The organism is Burkholderia sp. HMSC10F09, assembly GCF_001806955.1.
Lineage (GTDB): Bacteria > Pseudomonadota > Gammaproteobacteria > Burkholderiales > Burkholderiaceae > Burkholderia > Burkholderia multivorans.
In genome coordinates, this window is the sequence record NZ_KV786575.1 from 1 (window position 1) to 17,276 (window position 17,276).

Below are 17,276 nucleotides of genomic sequence, written 5' to 3' on the forward strand. Positions count from 1 at the left end.
CACGACTCGCCGCGCTGCTGCGCGCGCACGGCTTCGCGGTGCGCGCGACGCCGCTGTACAGCTGGACCGACGACGCGCGCGCGGCGGCGCTGCATGCGGCGCTCGCGACGCGCGGCATCTGGACGCGCTACTTCGCGCAGCCGTCGAGCGTGCGCATCGGGCTGCCGGGCAGCGAAGCCGAATGGCAGCGCATCGCCGACGCGCTCGCGCAATGCGTGCCGACGCTGGAGCGCGCATCGGCATGAACACCCGCTCGTTGCGCCCGCTGCTGTCCGCAGCCATGCTCGCGCTGCTCGCCCACGCGCCGCTCGCACACGCGGACGTCAGCGCACGCGACGACGCCGGCCTGACCGTCACGCTGTCCGCGCCCGCGCAACGCGTGATCAGCCTCGCGCCGCACGTGACCGAACTCCTGTACGCGGCCGGCGGCGGCGCCAAGCTCGTCGGCACCGTCACGTACAGCGATTACCCGCCGGCCGCGAAGTCGGTGCCGCGCGTCGGCGACAACAAGGCGCTCGACCTCGAGCGGATCGCCGCGCTGCGGCCGGACCTGATCGTCGTCTGGCGGCACGGCAATGCCGAGCGACAGACCGATGCGCTGCGTGCACTGCACATTCCGCTCTTCTTCAGCGATCCGAAGCATCTGGACGACATCGCGTCGTCGCTGCGCCGGCTCGGCACGCTGCTCGGCACGCAGCCGGCCGCCGATGCGGCGGCCGCGTCGTTCGAGCGCGATATCGCGGCCCTGCGCGCACGCTACGCGGCGCGCGCGCCCGTCACGGTGTTCTTCCAGGCATGGGACCGCCCTCTGATGACGCTGAACGGCACGCATCTGATCAGCGACGTGATCGCGCTGTGCGGCGGCCGCAACGTGTTCGCGTCGCTGAAGCCGCTCGTGCCGACCGTCACCGACGAAGCGGTGCTTGCCGCGAATCCGGAAGCGATCGTGACGACGAGCGGCGGCGCGACGCGCTCGGACCAGGCGCTGCCGAGCCTCGAACGCTGGCGTGCATGGCCCGCGATGACGGCCGTCGCGCGCAACAACCTGTTCGCGATCGACGGCGATCTGCTGACGCGACCCGCGCCGCGCATCGCGGACGGCGCAGCCGCGCTCTGTACCGACCTCGATGCTGCACGCGCGCGCCGGCCGGCGCACTGAAAGACGATCGCGGCCGCCGTTCTGCGCGCCGGCGCGTGAACCGGCGCATGCCGTGCCGATAACGCGCTACGCGTCGTCCCATTGCACGACGTCCCACGCATCGCCGCCATCGTCCGCTCGCAGCCAGACGACACCGCCCGTCGGCACGGGCCGCGCGAGCAGCGTGTCGAGCGGCACGCGCAGCACATGGGCCGCGAACGCGCGAATCACGCCCGCATGCGTGACGATCCATTGCGGGACGCCGAGCCGCGCGATCGCGTCCGCGCGCTGCACGACGCGTGCGGCAAACTGCGCGACGCTTTCGCCGCCGTGCGCACGCGCATGCATCAGATCGGCAGCCCATGCATCGAGCGCCGCACGATCGATGTCGTTCCAGCGCTGCATTTCCCACGCGCCGAAATCGAGTTCCTGCCAGCCGGCGTCGCGTTCGCACGGCACGCCGCACATGTGCGCGAGCCGGTCGGCGACCGTCGCGCAGCGCGTGAGCGGACTCGTGCCGATGCGGGCGGGCAGCGGCGCGCCGAGTGCGGTCAGCCGATCGTGCAGCAGGCGCGCGGCCGCGTCGGCAGAACCGGCCAGCGGCACGTCGGTGCGTCCGTAGCAGACCCCCGACGCGACCGCGACGGCCGGATGACGGATCAGGACGACATCCATCCGAGCATCACCAGATAGATCGCGAGCTCGCTCGCCTGCTGCGCGAAGCCGAGACAGTCGCCCGTATAGCCGCCGATCCGCTTCACGAAATAGCGCGCCGCGCACGCGCGCACGAGCGCGAGTGCGACGAGCGCCGCGACGCCCGCGCGCCAGTCCGGCCAGAACAGCCACGGCAGACCGAATGCGGCCGCCATGCACGCTGCGCGCGCGTTCATCCGCTGCGCGACCGGCTTCGCCTTGCCTTCGGGCCGCACGTAGTCGAGCGACAGCAGCAGGCTCACGGCCGCCGCGCGGCTCGCCGCATGCGCGGCGATCATCGTCCACGCGGCGCGCAGCGGCGGCATCGCGGCCACCGCCTGCCACTTCAGGCCGAGCGCGACGATCAGCGCGACCGCGCCGAACGTGCCGATCCGCGAGTCGTGCATGATGCGCAGCACGTCGTCGCGCGTATAGCCGCCGCCGAACGCGTCGCAGCTGTCGGCGAGACCGTCCTCGTGAAACGCGCCCGTCGCGAGCAGGGTCGCGGCCATCGACAGCCCGACGGCGATCGACGCGGGCAGCACGCGCAGCGCAGCGAGATAGACGAGCGCACCCCATGCGCCGACGCAGGCGCCGACGAGCGGGAAATAGCGCGCGGCCTGGTCGAGATCGCCGGCCGCGTAGCCGATCGCCTTCGGCACCGGCACGCGCGTGAAATAGCCGAGCGCGACGAAGAAGTACCGCACTTCCGCGCGCACGCCGCGGGCCGGCTCACGCATCACGATTGTCGACGCCCGCGGATTCGAAGCTCGCCATCTCGGCGAGAAACGCGGCGGCCGCGCGCACGAGCGGCAGCGCGAGCGCGGCACCCGTCCCTTCGCCGAGCCGCAGGTCGAGCGCGAGCAGCGGCTTCGCGCCGAAATGCTCGAGCATCCGCCGGTGGCCGGCCTCGTGCGATGCGTGCGAGAACACGCAGTAGTCGCGCACGCCCGGCGCGAGCCGCTCGGCGACGAGCAGCGCGGACGTCGAGATGAAGCCGTCGACGAGGATCGTCATCCGCTCGCTCGCGGCCGCGAGGTACGCGCCCGTCATCATCGCGATCTCGAAACCGCCGAACGTCGCGAGCACGTCGAGCGGCGCAATCGCGTGCGAGTGCCGCGCGAGCGCACGCGCAAGTACCGCGCGCTTGTGCGCGAGACCCTGATCGTCGAGACCCGTGCCGCGGCCGACGCACGCGTCGATCGGCACATCGAGCAGCCGGCTCATCAGGCACGCGGCCGCCGACGTGTTCGCGATCCCCATCTCGCCGAAGCCGATCACGTTCGTGCCGAGCGCCGCGTGATGACGCACGCGCGCCGCGCCGGCCGCGAGCGCCGCCATCGCGTCGTCGCGCGTCATCGCCGGCTCGACCGCGAAATTGCGCGTGCCGCGGCCGATCGGCAGCGACACGAGCCGCTCGGACGCCGGCAACGGCGACGCGACGCCCGCATCGACGATCTCGAGTTCGCTTTGCGCGACGCCCGAGAACGCATTGATCGCCGCGCCGCCGGCGAGAAAGTTGGCGACCATCTGCGCGGTCACCGCTTGCGGATACGGGCTCACGCCTTCGACCGCGATCCCGTGATCGCCGGCGAACACGATCATCGCCGGGCGCTGCACGCGCGGCTGCTCGGTGCGCTGGATCAGCCCGATCTGCAACGCGAGCGCCTCGAGCTGGCCGAGACTGCCGGGCGGCTTCGTCTTGTGGTCGATCACGTGCTGCAGGCGCTTGCGCAGCGCATCGTCGAGCGGCGCGATCGGCGGAAGGAATTCGGTCGGAGTGGTCATCGAAAGGAAGCCTCGTCGGCGCGGCTTGCGCCGTACGCCGGAACAATGGAAATCATGCGCGCCGCTCGGGCCACGCGGGCAGCAATGCATCGCGGCCGTTTTCACGGATCAGCACGAGCGGATAGCCGAACGCGTCGCTCGCCCGTTCGGGCGTGAGCACGTCGCATACCGGCCCCGACCATGCTTGGCCGCGGCCGTCGAGCAGCAGCGCATGCGTCGCGAAACGTCGCGCGAGATTCAGGTCGTGGCACGAGAACAGCACGGTGCGCGCGCGCGCGTGAACCCAGTCGGTCAGCGCGGTCAGGCAGTCGATCTGGTGATGCAGATCCAGATGCGCGAGCGGCTCGTCGAGCAGCATCAGCGGCGCGTCCTGGCACAGCGTCGCGGCCAGTGCGACGCGCTGCCGCTCGCCGCCCGACAGCGACAGCACGTCGCGCCCGGCGAGCGCACCGAGACCGAACGTCGCGAGCGCGGCGCGCGCCGCCTCGCGGTCGCCGTCGCGCTCCCAGCCCCAGCCGGCGAGATACGGAAAGCGGTTGAGCAGCACCGTGTCGAACACCGTCGCGCTGAATGCGTCGTGCAGTTGCTGCGGCATCAGCGCGCGGCGCTGCGCGAGTTGCGCGGGCGGCCATGCGGACAACGGCCGGCCGTCGATCTCGACACTGCCGCCGGCCGGCGGCCGCAGTCCCGCGAGCGTCGCGAGCAGCGTCGTCTTGCCGGCGCCGTTCGGGCCCGCGACGCACCAGATTTCGCCGGGCCGGAACGCCTGCGTGAACGCCGCGAGCAGCGTGCGTGCGCCGGCCTTCAGCGTCAGGTCGCGCGCTGCGTAGGCGCCTTGTTCTGCGGCATCGAACCTGGCCGCGGTCATCGTGTCGGCCTCCTCAGCAACATCCACAGGAACACCGGCACGCCGATCAGCGCGGTCATCACGCCGACCGGCAATTGCGCGGGCGCGATCGCGCTGCGCGCGAGCAGGTCGGCCGCCATCACGCCGCTGCCGCCCGCGAGCATCGCGGCGGGCAACAGCATGCGCTGATCGTTGCCGAACGCGAGCCGCAGCGCGTGCGGCACGACGAGGCCGACGAAGCCGATCGTGCCGGCCGTCGTGACCGCGGCCGCGGCGGCGAGCGATGCGGCAAGATAGACGCGCACGCGCAGCCGCGCGACCGGCACACCGAGCGCGAACGCCGCCGCGTCGCCGCGCAGCAGCACGTTCAGCTGCGGCGCGGCCGGCAGCGCGACGGCCGCGGCGAGCAGCAGCGCACCCCACGCGAACCACGGCGCGCTTGCGCCGTTCAGATCGCCGGTCAACCAGAACAGGATGCCGCGCAGCCGCGCATCGGGCGCGATCGACAGCAGCAGCGTGACGAGCGCGCCCCAGCCGGCGGCGATCACGACGCCGGTCAGCAGCAGCCGCGGCGATGCGTCGCGCGATTCGCCGCGCCACAGTTCGCGACGTGCGAGGCCAAGCACGAGCGCGATCGACACGAGCGCACCGGCGAATGCCGATGCATCGACGAGCCACCACGCACCGCCCGCAATCATCGCGACGAGCGCGAAGCCGGCCGCGCCGCCCGACACGCCGAGCACGTACGGCTCCGCGAGCGGATTGCGCAGCAGGACCTGCAACAGCGCGCCGGCGAGCGCGAGCAACGCGCCGCACGCGAAGCCGGCCAACGCACGCGGAAGCCGCAGCGTGCGCACGATGTCGGCGAACACCGCAGCATCGCCCGTCGCGTCGCTGCCGTGCGGCACGAGCGCCGCGAGCGCCTGCCACGGCGACATCGCCACGCTGCCGATCGACAGCGACGCGACGAGCAGTAGCGCGGCGGCGGCCGCGAGCGCGGCCCAGATCGCGGCGGCGCGACGCGCGTTCATACGGCGCGCAGCGCACGGCATGCCGTGCGCTGCGTGTGCGCGCGAATGCGCGCGATGGCCGCAGCCGGCACGGGCGCGGCGGCGCGCGAGGTCACGATGATCGGCAAACGAATCGTCCTGGTCGGGCGGGTTGGCGAAGCGAGGTGCGCGGCGCGGCGGCCGCGCACGATCTGCGCAATATAGAGGAAAGCGCCGGCATCGACGCTGCCGTGCGGACGTCGGCTGCAGGTCGAGCATGTGGCGGCGTGCGCGAGCCAAGGTCGATGCTGCGGCGCCGCTGCGCGCGAGCGGCTGCCGCCCGCAGAGCGACGCGCACCATGGCGCCCGCCCCGCACGCATGCACACGCACCGGCGCAAACACAGACGCGGGCACGAACGCCGCCGCAGCGAACGGCGAAGCCGCACGCGGCACGCGGCGCCAGGCGGACGATTGGGGTCGGCATCGAAGAAAGTCCCGTGAAGCACTGCGCGTCCCGCCTCCCCGCAGGCCGCGCGTCACGAAGCCCGCACGGGCTCCCCGCCTCGGCCGGTATCCGGGCTGGCGGCGCACCGGCTCGCCTTCCCGCGCGAACGAACGCGCAGTGGCCCGCGCTTGCGTGCATTGCACGCGAAACGCGCCCGAGCCGGCCTGCATCGAACGATGCGGCCGCTTACCGTTGCGGGGGCAGCGCAGGTGAGCGGCGTCCTGGCGAACGCGCGCATTCCTGCTTCCCGTTTAACCGCGCGTGTCACGCGCGAGCACCGAGGCGGCGCCAGTTTAGGAGCGGGCCGCGCGAGCGTCAAGAATCGCGCCTGGCAAGCGCGAATCCCGCGCACGATCCGCGGATTCGCGGCAAGAAGCAGGGGGGTTACGACTGGAAACGTTACAGATGTCGGAATGCGCGTTATTCCGCGCTAAAATGCTGGGTCTTTAGAGGACGCAGCAGATGCTCAACGAACTCGAAACCCTATCTCAAAATATTGGCCGGCTGATTTCGCTGAACAAGCGCTATCACTCGGAACGGCTCGCGCTCGAGGAGCAGGTCGCGCAACTGCGCGCGGAAGCGGAAGCGGTGCGTGCGGAACTCGCGCAGCTGCGCGACGAACGCAATGCGCTCGAGGCTGAACGCGACACGCTGTCGGCGAAGATCGACGACGCGCAAGTCAAACTGAACGCGATCCTCGAAAAGCTGCCGCGCACGAAGAGCGCGGAGCAAGCCGACAATCAGCTCGACCTGCTGGATGCGCAGGCGCGCACCGATAGCGACGACGCGGCCAGCCACGGAGAACATGCATGAGCACGAAGCAGATCGAAGTCTCCATTCTCGGTCAGAGTTATCGTCTCGCCTGCTCGGCCGAAACGGAAGCGGCGCTGCTCGAAGCGGTCGCGCGCGTCGACGCGGAAATGTCGAAGATCCGCGCCAACAGCTCGGTGCGCGGCACCGATCGCATCGCGGTCATGGCCGCGCTGTCGCTCGCATCGGAATTGCTGCGACTGCAAACGAGCGTGCGGCACGGTGAAGCATTTCCGGCCGAGGAAATCCGGCGTACAATGCGCCAGATGAACGAACAACTCGGTGCGGTGCTCGCACAGCACGAGACGCAGTAAATCTTCGAATCGATGCGTCGATTCCCCTTGATCTCCACGATCAACGGTGGTCAAATTGGCGCAACGATTCACAGTTCAGTCAGCTTCCCTGCCTGGTTCGCCAAGGTCATATATTCCTTGAACCAATGCCATGTGCACGGTTGCGGAAATTTGTAGCACGGGCGCGCGCGTCACTCTGTCTGATGTACCCGAAGTGCTGCTAACTGCGACCAATTCTGAACCTCAGGTTCAGGATGCCGGCCTAGCGGCTAAGGCGGGGGCCTATCCAACGGCATCGGGCGAGTCCCGATGCCGTTTCCTTTTTCAGGGTCCGTCTGCGTATCGCCTGCGCACGCGCGCCATCGCGGCCATGCGTGCACGCGCCGATCGCGATCGCCCTCACACTGCCTCTTTTTGCGTCGATTACGATCCATGCAATTCTGGCTGATGAAGTCCGAACCGGACGAAGCGAGCATCGACGATCTCGCGCACGCCCCGCAACGCACGCTGCCGTGGACCGGCGTGCGCAACTATCAGGCGCGCAATTTCATGCGCGACACGATGAAGATCGGCGACGGCGTGCTGTTCTATCACTCGAGCTGCCCCGAACCGGGCATCGCGGGCCTCGCCGAAGTCGCGTCGACGCCCTACCCCGATCCCACGCAATTTGATCCGAAGAGCCCGTACTACGATCCGAAATCGTCGCCGGAATCGCCGCGCTGGCTGCTCGTCGACGTACGCTTCGTGAAGAAGACGCCGCTCGTGCCGCTCGCCGCGCTGCGCGAGCACGACGAGCTGGCCGACATGCGCGTGCTCGCGCGCGGCAATCGGCTGTCGATCACGCCCGTCACGCGCGCCGAATGGAAATTCATCACCGAAAAGCTGATGAAGTGACGATGTCGAACGTCAAATCCCGTCAGCTCGCGCCGCCCCGGCGGAACTCGCGACGCGCTCGCGCAGCCTAAGCATCCGCTGCCGGACCGATCGGGTGCGGCAGCGTTTTCGTTGCGCGGCCAGCCCGCGTCGTGCACGCGCGAACCGCGTGCGCGCCCTCGCACAAGGAGAGTCCAACAATGACCAAGAAATCCGCCGTCGCGCTGTCGCTCGCGCTCGCCGCCGCCGTTCCCGTCGCGTTGACGCTTGCGTCGCCTGCCGCGCACGCGCAGGCCGTGAACCCCCATTTCCCGGAACCGGCCGGCGTGCTGTCGCTGTCGTCGCAGGCGAGCGCCGACGTGCCGCAGGACATCATTCACATCACGCTGTTCTACGAGCAACAGGCGAAGGATCCGGGCAGCCTGACGTCCGCGCTGAATCAGCGCGCCGACGCCGCGCTCGCGCAGGCGAAGGGCGTGTCGGGCGTATCCGCGCACACCGGCGCGTTCTCCGTCTATCCGAGCACCGATCGCGACGGCAAGATCTCCGCATGGCGCGGCCGCACGGAAGTCGTGCTCGAATCGCGCGATTTCGCCGCGGCGTCGAAGCTCGCGGGCCAGCTGTCGAATCTCATGCAGGTCGCGAACGTCGAGTTCTCGCTGTCGCCGGAAGCGCAGCGCGCGGCCGAGCAGAAGCTCACGACCGAAGCGATCAAGTCGTTCCGTGCACGCGCGGACGAAGCGGCGAAAGCGTTCGGCTACAGCAGCTATACGATCCGCGACGTCAACGTCGGCAGCGGCCGCAACGTGCAGCCGTATCCGCGGATGATGGCGATGGCCGCCGCGCCGATGGACAGCGCGAAGATGAGCGCACCGATTGCGGTCGAAGGCGGCAAGGCGACCGTGTCGGTGACGGTCAACGGTTCCGTGCAGATGAAGTAACCGTAGCGCGCGGGTCGCGCCGCGCCAGCAGCATGTAAAAACGCCGGCCCGCAGGCCGGCGTTTTTTGTTGCGCGATGCCGATACGCGCGCTTGCGCGCATCGGCCCCGCATCGGCTCGCATTACGCGGCGGCCGCAGCCGTGCGGCGGCGCCGATACGCCCACACCATCAGCGCGATGCCCGCGACGATCATCGGCAGCGACAGCCACTGCCCCATCGACAGCCCGAGTGCAAGCAGACCGAGGAAATCGTCGGGCTCGCGCGCGAATTCGACGGTGAAGCGCGCGAGGCCGTAGCCGATCAGGAACAGCGCGGAGACGGCGCCCATCGGCCGCGGTTTGCGCGCGAAGAAGAACAGCACGAAGAACAGCGCGATCCCTTCGAGCGCGATCTCGTAGAGCTGCGACGGATGACGCGGCAGCATCTGGTATTGCATGAACACGTCGGCGAGATGCCACTTCTCGACGAGCTCCGGGTGCTTCGGCAGCCACGCCGCATCGTCGCGCATCGCGCCGGGAAACAGCATCGCCCACGGCGCGCCCGGATCGGTCACGCGGCCCCACAGCTCGCCGTTGATGAAGTTGCCGAGTCGCCCCGCGGCGAGCCCCGTCGGCACCATCGGCGCGACGAAGTCGGTCACCTGCAGCCAGTGGCGCTTGCGCTGCCACGCGAACAGCACCATCGCGAGCGTCACGCCGAGAAAGCCGCCGTGAAACGACATCCCGCCTTCCCACACCTTGAACACGTCGAGCGGATGCGACAGGTAGAAGCCGGCCTTGTAGAACAGCACGTAGCCGAGCCGGCCGCCGAGCACGGTGCCGAGCACGCCGTAGAACAGCATGTCGTCGATGTCCTTCGCGGTCCAGCCCTGCGCAGCGACGTGCGGCAGCTTCAGCCGGATCCGGCCGACGACGATCGCCGCGATGAAGCCGACGAGATACATGAGGCCGTACCAGCGCACGGCCAGCGGCCCGAGGTGGATCGCAACGGGGTCGAAATTCGGGTGAATGATCATGGATTAGCGATGAAGTTTTCGAATGCGGCACGGCGCCCGCCGACGCGCGGCACCGCGCATTGGACGGCACACGCGCGCCATCGTTCACGTCAGGCGGCGGGCGCCTGCGCACGCACGACCTCGATGAACGCGGCCAGCACGGGGCTTACGTCGCCGGTGCGCCAGACGAGGCCCGTCTCGACGACGGGCGCGTCGCCGGCGAGCGGCCGGTAGACCACGCCGGTGCGCCGCAGATTACGCAGCGATTGCGGCACCAGTGCGACGCCCATGCCGGCCGACACGAGGCTGACGATCGTCTGCATCTGGATCGCCTCCTGGCCGATGCGCGGTATCGCGCCGGCCGCGCCGTAGCAGCCCGTAATGATGTCATAAAAGCCGGGCGCCAAACGGCGCGGAAAGATCACGAGCGGCAGCGCGGCGATCTCGGCGAGGTGCACGGGCGTGTCTTCCGGCGCGTCGGACGCGCCCGCCGGCATCGCGACGACGAGCGGCTCGCGCACGACCGGCAGATACGACAGCCCGGCCGCATGACGCGGCGGCACGGGCGGAATCACGAGCCCCGCGTCGATCCGGCCCGCGACGAGCTCGTCGACCTGCACGTCGCTCGTCGCTTCCGCGAGCTGCAGGCGCACCTGCGGATAGCGCGCGCCGAATGCGCGCAGCAGCGACGGCAGCAGCCCGTAGTCGGCCGTCGAGACGAACGCGAGCGCGAGCGAACCGGCCTCGCCGCGCGCGAGGCGCCGCGCGAGCGGCGGCAGCGCATCGGCCGCCGCGAGGAGGCGCCGCACGTCGGGCAGCAGCGCCGCACCGACCGCCGTCAGCGCGACCGAGCGTTTCGTGCGGGCGAACAGCGCGACGCCGAGCGCGTCCTCGAGCGCGCGGATCGCCTGCGAGAGCGGCGGCTGCGTGATCGACAGCCGCTCGGCGGCGCGGCCGAAATGCCGCTCGTCGGCGACGGTCACGAAATAGCGCCACTGGCGCAGGTCGGGCGTCGGTTCGGCCATCGCTCACTCATTCGCAAAAACACTTAATAAGCGACAAATAATATATTGGACACGCGAATACGGAAACGCCATCCTTGTTCGAGCCGCACCGCACGGCGCGCCCGCGCGATTGGTCCGGCCCCACAACAATCGATGGAGCTCCCCATGTCGTACAACCGTCGCTCGAAGCACATCACGCACGGCGTCGCCCGGTCGCCGAACCGTTCGATGTATTACGCCCTCGGCTATCAAAAGGAAGATTTCGACAAGCCGATGATCGGCATCGCCAACGGGCATTCGACGATCACGCCGTGCAACGCAGGGCTGCAGCGCCTGTCCGACGCGGCCGTCGAGGCGATCAAGGCGGCCGGCGCGAATCCGCAGATCTTCGGCACGCCCACGATCTCGGACGGCATGTCGATGGGCACTGAAGGGATGAAGTACTCGCTCGTGTCGCGCGAGGTGATCGCCGACTGCATCGAGACCTGCGTGCAGGGCCAATGGATGGACGGCGTCGTGGTGGTCGGCGGCTGCGACAAGAACATGCCGGGCGGGATGATCGCGCTCGCGCGGCTGAACGTGCCGGGCATCTACGTGTACGGCGGGACGATCCGCCCGGGCCACTGGAAAGGCAAGGATCTGACGATCGTCTCGGCGTTCGAGGCGGTCGGCGAATTCACGGCCGGGCGCATGTCGGACGAGGATTTCGAAGGCATCGAGCGCAACGCGTGCCCGACGTCGGGCTCGTGCGGCGGCATGTACACCGCGAACACGATGAGCTCGTCGTTCGAGGCGCTCGGCATGTCGCTGATGTATTCGTCGACGATGGCGAACCCCGAGCAGGAAAAGGTCGATTCGGCCGCCGAATCGGCGCGTGTGCTCGTCGAAGCGGTGAAGCGCGACCTGAAGCCGCGCGACATCATCACGAAGCAGTCGATCGAGAACGCGGTGTCGCTGATCATGGCGACCGGCGGCTCGACCAATGCGGTGCTGCACTATCTCGCGATCGCGCATGCGGCCGAGGTCGACTGGACGATCGACGACTTCGAGCGGATCCGCAAGCGTGTGCCGGTGATCTGCGACCTGAAGCCGTCGGGCCAGTACGTCGCGACCGACCTGCACCGTGCGGGCGGCATTCCGCAGGTGCTGAAGATCCTGCTCGATGCGGGCCTGCTCCACGGCGACTGCGTCACGATCACCGGCCGCACGCTCGCCGAAGAGCTGAAGGACGTGCCGTCCGTGCCGCGCACCGACCAGCAGGTGATCTTCCCGATCGAGCGTGCGCTATACAAGGAAGGCCATCTCGCGATCCTGAAGGGCAATCTCGCCGAGGACGGCGCGGTCGCGAAGATCACCGGGCTGAAGAACCCGGTGATCACGGGCCCGGCGCGCGTGTTCGACGACGAGCAAAGCGCGATGGACGCGATCCTCGGCGACAAGATCCGCGCCGGCGACGTGCTCGTGCTGCGCTATCTCGGCCCGCAAGGCGGCCCCGGCATGCCCGAAATGCTCGCGCCGACGTCGGCGATCATCGGCAAGGGGCTCGGCGAATCGGTCGGCTTCATCACCGATGGCCGCTTCTCCGGCGGTACGTGGGGGATGGTCGTCGGCCACGTCGCGCCCGAGGCCTTCGTCGGCGGCACGATCGCGCTCGTGCAGGAAGGCGACTCGATCACGATCGACGCGCATAAGCTGCTGCTGCAGCTGAACGTCGACGATGCGGAGCTCGCGCGCCGCCGCGCCGCATGGAAGCAGCCGGCGCCGCGCTATACGCGCGGCGTGCTCGCCAAGTATGCCGCGCTCGCACGGCCGGCGAATCGGGGCGCGGTCACGGGGTGACGTGCGGCCCGTCATGCGGGCTGTTTTCGGCGGTGCGGCGGCTCGGCGGTGCGGCAGTCCGTCCGCCGCGCCCCATCGGCAGCGCGCCGAACCGGCGTCTTCTTTGCTCTTATAATGCGCGGACCGTGAAGCCGGCCGTGCCGCCGGCGGAGAACCGCATGAAACAAACGATATTGCGCGCGCTGCTCGCGACGCTGCTGGCCGGCGGCGCGGCGGCCGCGTCGGCGCAGCAGGCCGACGGACTGACGCTCGCGCAACGCAAGAACTGCATGGCCTGCCATGCGGTCGGCAAGCCGCTGATGGGCCCGTCGTTCCACGACATCGCGCGCCGCTATGCGCCGCGCGGCGATGCGGCCGACTATCTCGCGCAGTCGATCGTAAAGGGCAGCGTCGGCGTGTGGGGGAACGTGCCGATGCCGGCCAATACGCAGCTGACGACCGCCGAAGCGCATACGCTCGCGCAATGGGTGATGTCGCTGCACTGATTCGAATCGGATGAAAACCGGCTGCGGCGCGCTCGACATGCGGCCGCATCGCCGTTGCGCCGCTGCGCCGGAGTGGCCCGCTCGCCGTTCAGTCGGAACGCGTGCCGCGGCGCCGCGCGATTTCCTCGTCGACCGCGTCGCGCACCCAGTCCATCACCTCGGTTTCGAGCGCCAGCGCCACTTCGCGCGTGATCTGGCCGACCAGCCACGCCGAATGGTCGTGCAGCGCCTCGCGGCAGCGCGCTTCGATCGCGTCGCGCCCTGCGCCGGTCAGATAGGCGGTCAGACGGTTGCGCAGGCGCTCGGCGACATGCTGCGCATCCTCGGCCGTCAGCACTGCCACCGGCTCGTCGGCGGCGGGCACAACGGCTTCAGGCAGCGTGTCGTCGACCGCGGGGCGGCCCGGCGACCGTGCGACTGCACTGGCGGCGTCCCCCGACGGCACGTCGGCGGCCAATGTCGATGACAGCGGCGCGCCCATCGCCGCGTCTTGCGCGACGACCTGCCGCGCGGCGCCCGGCTCGGCCGGCGCATCCGCATCGCGCGCCGCCGCCGCGTCGGCCGGCGGCCATTCGACTGCCGGCACGTCGGGTGTCGGCACCGGATGCACGGCGACGACTTCGGGATCGGCTTCGGCTTCCGGCGCGGCGGCCGGCACGGTAGACGACGCGGTAGCCGGCGCCGCGGCCGCGCCGCCCGGCACGAGCACATCGGTCAGTAGCGGCAGCGCCGCGTCGTCGTGCAGCGAGTGCTGCGCCTGCGGCGCCTGCGGCGGCACATCGGCTTCGCGCGCCTGCGCGCGTTCCGGCCGGCCCGGCACGAGAACGTCGGTCAGCGTCGGAATCGAGGATGGTTCGGGTTGTGTCACGCGAGCACTCCGTCGACGGTTTCGGCTAGCCGCCCTGCTTGTAATTGTTCAGCGCATAGCCGCGATCGCGGTAGAAGCGATAGCGTTCACGGCCTGCGGCCAGTTCGTCCGGCGCATTGCCGACCACTTCGAGCAGCCGCTCGAAGCGCGCGAACTGCGCGGGCACGGCCGCGCCGAGGTTCAGCAGCACGTGGTAATGCGGCGCCTTGTCGAGGTCGGCGGCGAGCACGATCGGCGTGCCGGCCGCGTGCGCGCTGTCGACGCCGCAATGCGGAATGAAGTCGAGCGGCGAAAACGTCCACAGCCGCTCGTCGAGCGCGCGCAGGCGTGCGGGCTCCGCGACCACGACGACCGGCTGCCCCGCCTGGTAGGCCTTGCGCAGCAGCCGGCACGCATACGCGAGCGAATCGCCGACGTTCGAATGGAAATCGATCCGCGTCATGACCCGCGTACCCGCATCGTCGTCGCTCGCGCCATTACTGGCCGGCGCGGTCGATCAGGAACTGCGCGAGCAACGGCACCGGACGGCCGGTCGCGCCCTTCGCCGCCCCGCTCTTCCACGCGGTGCCCGCGATGTCGAGGTGCGCCCACGGGTAGTTCTCGGTGAAGCGCGACAGGAAGCAGGCGGCCGTCACGCTGCCGGCCGGACGCCCGCCGATGTTGGCGAGATCCGCGAAGTTCGACTTCAGCTGATCTTGATACTCGTCGTCGAGCGGCAAACGCCATGCCGGATCGTTCGCCTCGCGCGACGCGTCGAGCAGTTCGCCCGCGAGCGCGTCGTCCTTCGAGAACAGCCCGCTGTTGTGATGGCCGAGCGCGATGATGCAGGCGCCCGTCAGCGTCGCGATGTCGATCACCGCGGCCGGCTTGAAACGCTCGGCGTACGTGAGCGCGTCGCACAGGATCAGGCGGCCTTCGGCGTCGGTGTTCAGCACCTCGATCGTCAGCCCCTTCATGCTCGTCACGACGTCGCCCGGCTTCGTCGCGTTGCCGCCCGGCATGTTCTCGCAGGTCGGGATGATGCCGACGACGTTCAGCTTCAGCCCCATCTCGGCGACCGCGCGAATCGTGCCGAGCACCGAGCCGGCGCCGCACATGTCGTACTTCATTTCGTCCATGCCCTCGCCCGGCTTCAGCGAGATGCCGCCCGTGTCGAAGGTGATGCCCTTGCCGACCAGCACGATCGGCGCGGCCTTCGCGGCGGCGCCCTGATAGTGCAGCACGATGAACTGCGGCGGCTCGACCGACGCGCGCGCGACCGACAGGAACGAGCCCATCTTCAGCGCCTGGATCTGTTTCAGGCCGAGCACCTCGGCCTTCATCCCCCAGTCCTTCGCGAGCTGCTTCGCGGTGTTCGCAAGATAGGTCGGCGTGCAGACGTTGCCCGGCAGGTTGCCGAGGTCGCGGGTCAGATCCATCCCGTTCGCGAGCGCGACGGCCTGCTTGACCGCGACCTTCGCGGCCTTCTCGTCGGCCGGCTCGACGCTGAACACCACGCGCTTCAACGTATGCGAGACCGGTTCCGGCTTGCTCTTCATCTGCGTGAACCGGTAGGTCTCGTTGCGCAGCGCGAGAATCGCCGCGCGCACGCCCCAGTCCGAGCCGCGCTCGTCGACCGGCAGCTGCGCGAGCGTGAACGTGACCTGGACGACCTTCGTCGCGAGCAGCGCGCGCCATGCGGCCGTGACGGCGTCGTTGTAGGCTTTCTGGTTGAAAGCATCCTGCTTGCCGAGGCCGACCAGCAGCACGCGCGACGCGCCGATGCCCGACACCTCCGGCAGGAACAGCGTCTTGCCGCGCTTGCCGTCCATGTCGCCGGCCTTCACGACGCGCGAAATCAGTCCCTTGGTGGCCGTGTCGATGTCCAGCGCTGCGCCCGACAGCGTCTGCGCTTCGAAGATGCCGAGCACGATGCAGTCGGACTTCCCGGTCAGGAACCCCTTCGCCTCGCCTTTGCTCCAATCACAGCCTTTTATGCTAAAGTCCATCGCGCTTGTCCTCGGATAAAATCTGGGCTAAGGATGAAAGCCGCAATTATCCGCTATTTTTCCCGTGGCGGCGCGAGCGCCGCACCACGCGGGCGCTGCCTCCCGCCCTCTTCTCTTCAAGAATGATCTTCGAACGCTCCCTCCAGCGCGAGCTTGCGTATACGGCTGGTGCCGTGTTCATGGTGCTGCTCACGATCATGCTCACGACGATGATGATCCGCATCGTCGGCTATGCCGCGTCCGGCGAAGTCGACCCGAAGGACGTCCTCGTGCTGATCGGCCTGACCGTCATCGGCTATCTTGCGGTGATGCTCGTCGTCACGCTGTTCGTGTCGATCCTGTTCGTGCTCACCCGGTGGTACCGGGACTCCGAAATGGTCGTCTGGCTCGCGTCGGGCGTGAGCCTCACGCGGCTCATCAAGCCGATCGGCGTGTTCGCGACGCCCATCATCGTGCTGATCACGTTCTTCGCGTTCGTCGGCTGGCCGTGGTCGAACCAGCAGAGCCGGCTGATCAAGGCGCGCTTCCAGCAGCGCGACGAGATCTCGCTGCTCGCGCCCGGCCAGTTCCGCGAATCGGCGTCGAACCATCGCGTGTTCTTCATCGAGAAGATGACGCCCGACCAGAGCAAAGTGCAGAACGTGTTCGTCACGTCCACCGAGAACGGCAAGGTCAACGTCGTCGTGTCGCAGACGGGCCACACCGAAACCACGAAGGACGGCGACCGCTTCGTCGTGCTCGAGGACGGCCGCCGCTACGACGGCACGCCCGGCCAGCCGAACTTCAAGATCATGGAGTTCGAGCGCTACGGCGTGAAGATCACGAGCAAGCCGGTCGTCAACGTGCCGACCACGAGCAGCACGCCGACGCCCGAGCTGCTGCGCAACCCGACGCGCGACAACCTCGCGGAATTCGCGTGGCGCGCCGGCCTGCCGCTGATCGCGATCAACCTGATGGTGCTCGGCATTCCGCTCGCCTATCAGAATCCGCGCCGCAGCCGCACGATCAACCTCGTGATGGCCGTGCTGATCTACCTGACCTACTCGAACCTGCTGAACGTCGTGCAGGCGCAGATCGAGCAGGGCAAGATGTCGTTCGGTGTCGGGCTCGTCGCGCTGCACGTGGTCGTCGCGGCGATCGTCGCGTTCATCTTCTGGCTGCGGGTGCGCAATCGCCCGCTTTTCACACGCGCGCTGTTCGGCCGCTCGGGAGCATGATCG

Annotated in this window: 18 protein-coding genes, 1 other RNA gene, 1 pseudogene and 1 riboswitch; of the genes and pseudogenes, 10 read left to right on the forward strand and 10 right to left on the reverse strand. The window is 69.1% G+C overall.

Going from position 1 to position 17,276, the window contains the following annotated elements; translation table 11 throughout:
* Positions 1–245, forward strand: a pseudogene (locus tag HMPREF3115_RS05185) (threonine-phosphate decarboxylase); the annotation flags it as partial.
* The gene (locus tag HMPREF3115_RS05190; protein WP_006405834.1) at positions 242–1,159 is read left to right on the forward strand and encodes a cobalamin-binding protein; all 918 of its coding nucleotides are present in this window, start codon (positions 242–244) and stop codon (positions 1,157–1,159) included. The pseudogene HMPREF3115_RS05185 and the gene HMPREF3115_RS05190, both read left to right, overlap by 4 nt.
* A 66-nt stretch (positions 1,160–1,225) precedes the next feature.
* Here HMPREF3115_RS05190 and cobC read toward each other — a convergent pair whose 3' ends face one another.
* Genes cobC through HMPREF3115_RS05215 form a run of 5 tightly spaced genes read right to left on the reverse strand, consistent with a single transcriptional unit; the run spans position 1,226 to position 5,497 of the window.
* On the reverse strand, positions 1,226–1,813 hold the full coding sequence (gene cobC / locus HMPREF3115_RS05195; protein ID WP_070553613.1) for an alpha-ribazole phosphatase: 588 nt from the start codon (positions 1,811–1,813) through the stop codon (positions 1,226–1,228).
* Positions 1,798–2,571 carry an adenosylcobinamide-GDP ribazoletransferase gene (locus HMPREF3115_RS05200; RefSeq protein ID WP_070553615.1) on the reverse strand — a complete coding sequence of 258 codons (774 nt, stop codon included), beginning with the start codon at positions 2,569–2,571 and terminating at the stop codon, positions 1,798–1,800. The genes cobC and HMPREF3115_RS05200 overlap by 16 nt, the downstream gene beginning before the upstream one ends.
* Complete coding sequence (gene cobT, locus HMPREF3115_RS05205) at positions 2,564–3,619, reverse strand: nicotinate-nucleotide--dimethylbenzimidazole phosphoribosyltransferase (protein WP_059940257.1); 1,056 nt, start codon at positions 3,617–3,619, stop codon at positions 2,564–2,566. Before cobT ends, HMPREF3115_RS05200 begins: the two co-directional genes overlap by 8 nt.
* A gap of 52 nt (positions 3,620–3,671) precedes the next feature.
* Positions 3,672–4,487, reverse strand: coding sequence for an ABC transporter ATP-binding protein (locus HMPREF3115_RS05210; protein ID WP_070553617.1), 816 nt, complete (start codon positions 4,485–4,487; stop codon positions 3,672–3,674).
* Entirely contained in the window at positions 4,484–5,497 is a 1,014-nt protein-coding gene (locus HMPREF3115_RS05215) for a FecCD family ABC transporter permease (protein ID WP_070553629.1), read from the reverse strand. The genes HMPREF3115_RS05210 and HMPREF3115_RS05215 overlap by 4 nt, the downstream gene beginning before the upstream one ends.
* A 506-nt stretch (positions 5,498–6,003) precedes the next feature.
* A riboswitch (cobalamin riboswitch) is annotated at positions 6,004–6,258 on the reverse strand.
* Between the two features lie 165 nt (positions 6,259–6,423).
* Here HMPREF3115_RS05215 and HMPREF3115_RS05225 point away from each other — a divergent pair.
* From HMPREF3115_RS05225 to HMPREF3115_RS05245, 5 genes are all read left to right on the forward strand, one after another.
* Positions 6,424–6,774 (forward strand): hypothetical protein, encoded by a 351-nt coding sequence (locus HMPREF3115_RS05225; protein ID WP_006398592.1) that lies wholly within the window; start codon positions 6,424–6,426, stop codon positions 6,772–6,774.
* The gene (locus HMPREF3115_RS05230; protein WP_006398591.1) at positions 6,771–7,085 is read left to right on the forward strand and encodes a cell division protein ZapA; all 315 of its coding nucleotides are present in this window, start codon (positions 6,771–6,773) and stop codon (positions 7,083–7,085) included. Before HMPREF3115_RS05225 ends, HMPREF3115_RS05230 begins: the two co-directional genes overlap by 4 nt.
* 82 nt (positions 7,086–7,167) lie before the next feature.
* Positions 7,168–7,349: non-coding RNA, 6S RNA (gene ssrS, locus HMPREF3115_RS05235), on the forward strand.
* Positions 7,350–7,496: 147 nt separating this feature from the next.
* Positions 7,497–7,958 carry an EVE domain-containing protein gene (locus HMPREF3115_RS05240; RefSeq protein WP_006405841.1) on the forward strand — a complete coding sequence of 154 codons (462 nt, stop codon included), beginning with the start codon at positions 7,497–7,499 and terminating at the stop codon, positions 7,956–7,958.
* Positions 7,959–8,137: 179 nt separating this feature from the next.
* On the forward strand, positions 8,138–8,878 hold the full coding sequence (locus HMPREF3115_RS05245) for an SIMPL domain-containing protein (RefSeq protein ID WP_006398589.1): 741 nt from the start codon (positions 8,138–8,140) through the stop codon (positions 8,876–8,878).
* Between the two features lie 121 nt (positions 8,879–8,999).
* On the opposite strand, the gene lgt is transcribed toward HMPREF3115_RS05245, so the two are convergent.
* Both lgt and HMPREF3115_RS05255 read right to left on the reverse strand, forming a co-directional pair.
* Positions 9,000–9,893, reverse strand: coding sequence for a prolipoprotein diacylglyceryl transferase (gene lgt, locus HMPREF3115_RS05250; protein WP_006398588.1), 894 nt, complete (start codon positions 9,891–9,893; stop codon positions 9,000–9,002).
* 89 nt (positions 9,894–9,982) lie between these two features.
* Complete coding sequence (locus tag HMPREF3115_RS05255) at positions 9,983–10,897, reverse strand: LysR family transcriptional regulator (RefSeq protein WP_070553620.1); 915 nt, start codon at positions 10,895–10,897, stop codon at positions 9,983–9,985.
* Positions 10,898–11,041: 144 nt separating this feature from the next.
* On the opposite strand from HMPREF3115_RS05255, the gene ilvD reads away from it, so the two are divergent.
* Positions 11,042–12,715: a dihydroxy-acid dehydratase gene (ilvD, locus tag HMPREF3115_RS05260; protein ID WP_070553622.1), complete on the forward strand. Its 1,674-nt coding sequence runs from the start codon at positions 11,042–11,044 to the stop codon at positions 12,713–12,715.
* Positions 12,716–12,873: 158 nt separating this feature from the next.
* Complete coding sequence (locus HMPREF3115_RS05265) at positions 12,874–13,200, forward strand: c-type cytochrome (RefSeq protein ID WP_035488727.1); 327 nt, start codon at positions 12,874–12,876, stop codon at positions 13,198–13,200.
* Between the two features lie 88 nt (positions 13,201–13,288).
* Here the strand turns inward: HMPREF3115_RS05265 and HMPREF3115_RS05270 are convergent, their stop codons facing one another.
* The 3 genes from HMPREF3115_RS05270 to HMPREF3115_RS05280 are packed head-to-tail and all read right to left on the reverse strand — an operon-like array spanning position 13,289 to position 16,056.
* A complete protein-coding gene (locus tag HMPREF3115_RS05270; RefSeq protein ID WP_070553623.1) occupies positions 13,289–14,068 on the reverse strand; it encodes a DUF2486 family protein in 780 nt (259 codons plus the stop codon).
* Between the two features lie 25 nt (positions 14,069–14,093).
* The gene (locus HMPREF3115_RS05275; protein ID WP_006398582.1) at positions 14,094–14,510 is read right to left on the reverse strand and encodes a DNA polymerase III subunit chi; all 417 of its coding nucleotides are present in this window, start codon (positions 14,508–14,510) and stop codon (positions 14,094–14,096) included.
* A 34-nt stretch (positions 14,511–14,544) separates the two neighbouring features.
* Positions 14,545–16,056, reverse strand: coding sequence for a leucyl aminopeptidase (locus HMPREF3115_RS05280; protein WP_006398581.1), 1,512 nt, complete (start codon positions 16,054–16,056; stop codon positions 14,545–14,547).
* A gap of 122 nt (positions 16,057–16,178) precedes the next feature.
* Here HMPREF3115_RS05280 and lptF point away from each other — a divergent pair, with 122 nt between their 5' ends.
* Positions 16,179–17,273 (forward strand): LPS export ABC transporter permease LptF, encoded by a 1,095-nt coding sequence (gene lptF / locus HMPREF3115_RS05285; protein ID WP_006398580.1) that lies wholly within the window; start codon positions 16,179–16,181, stop codon positions 17,271–17,273.
* Positions 17,274–17,276 lie beyond the last annotated feature (3 nt).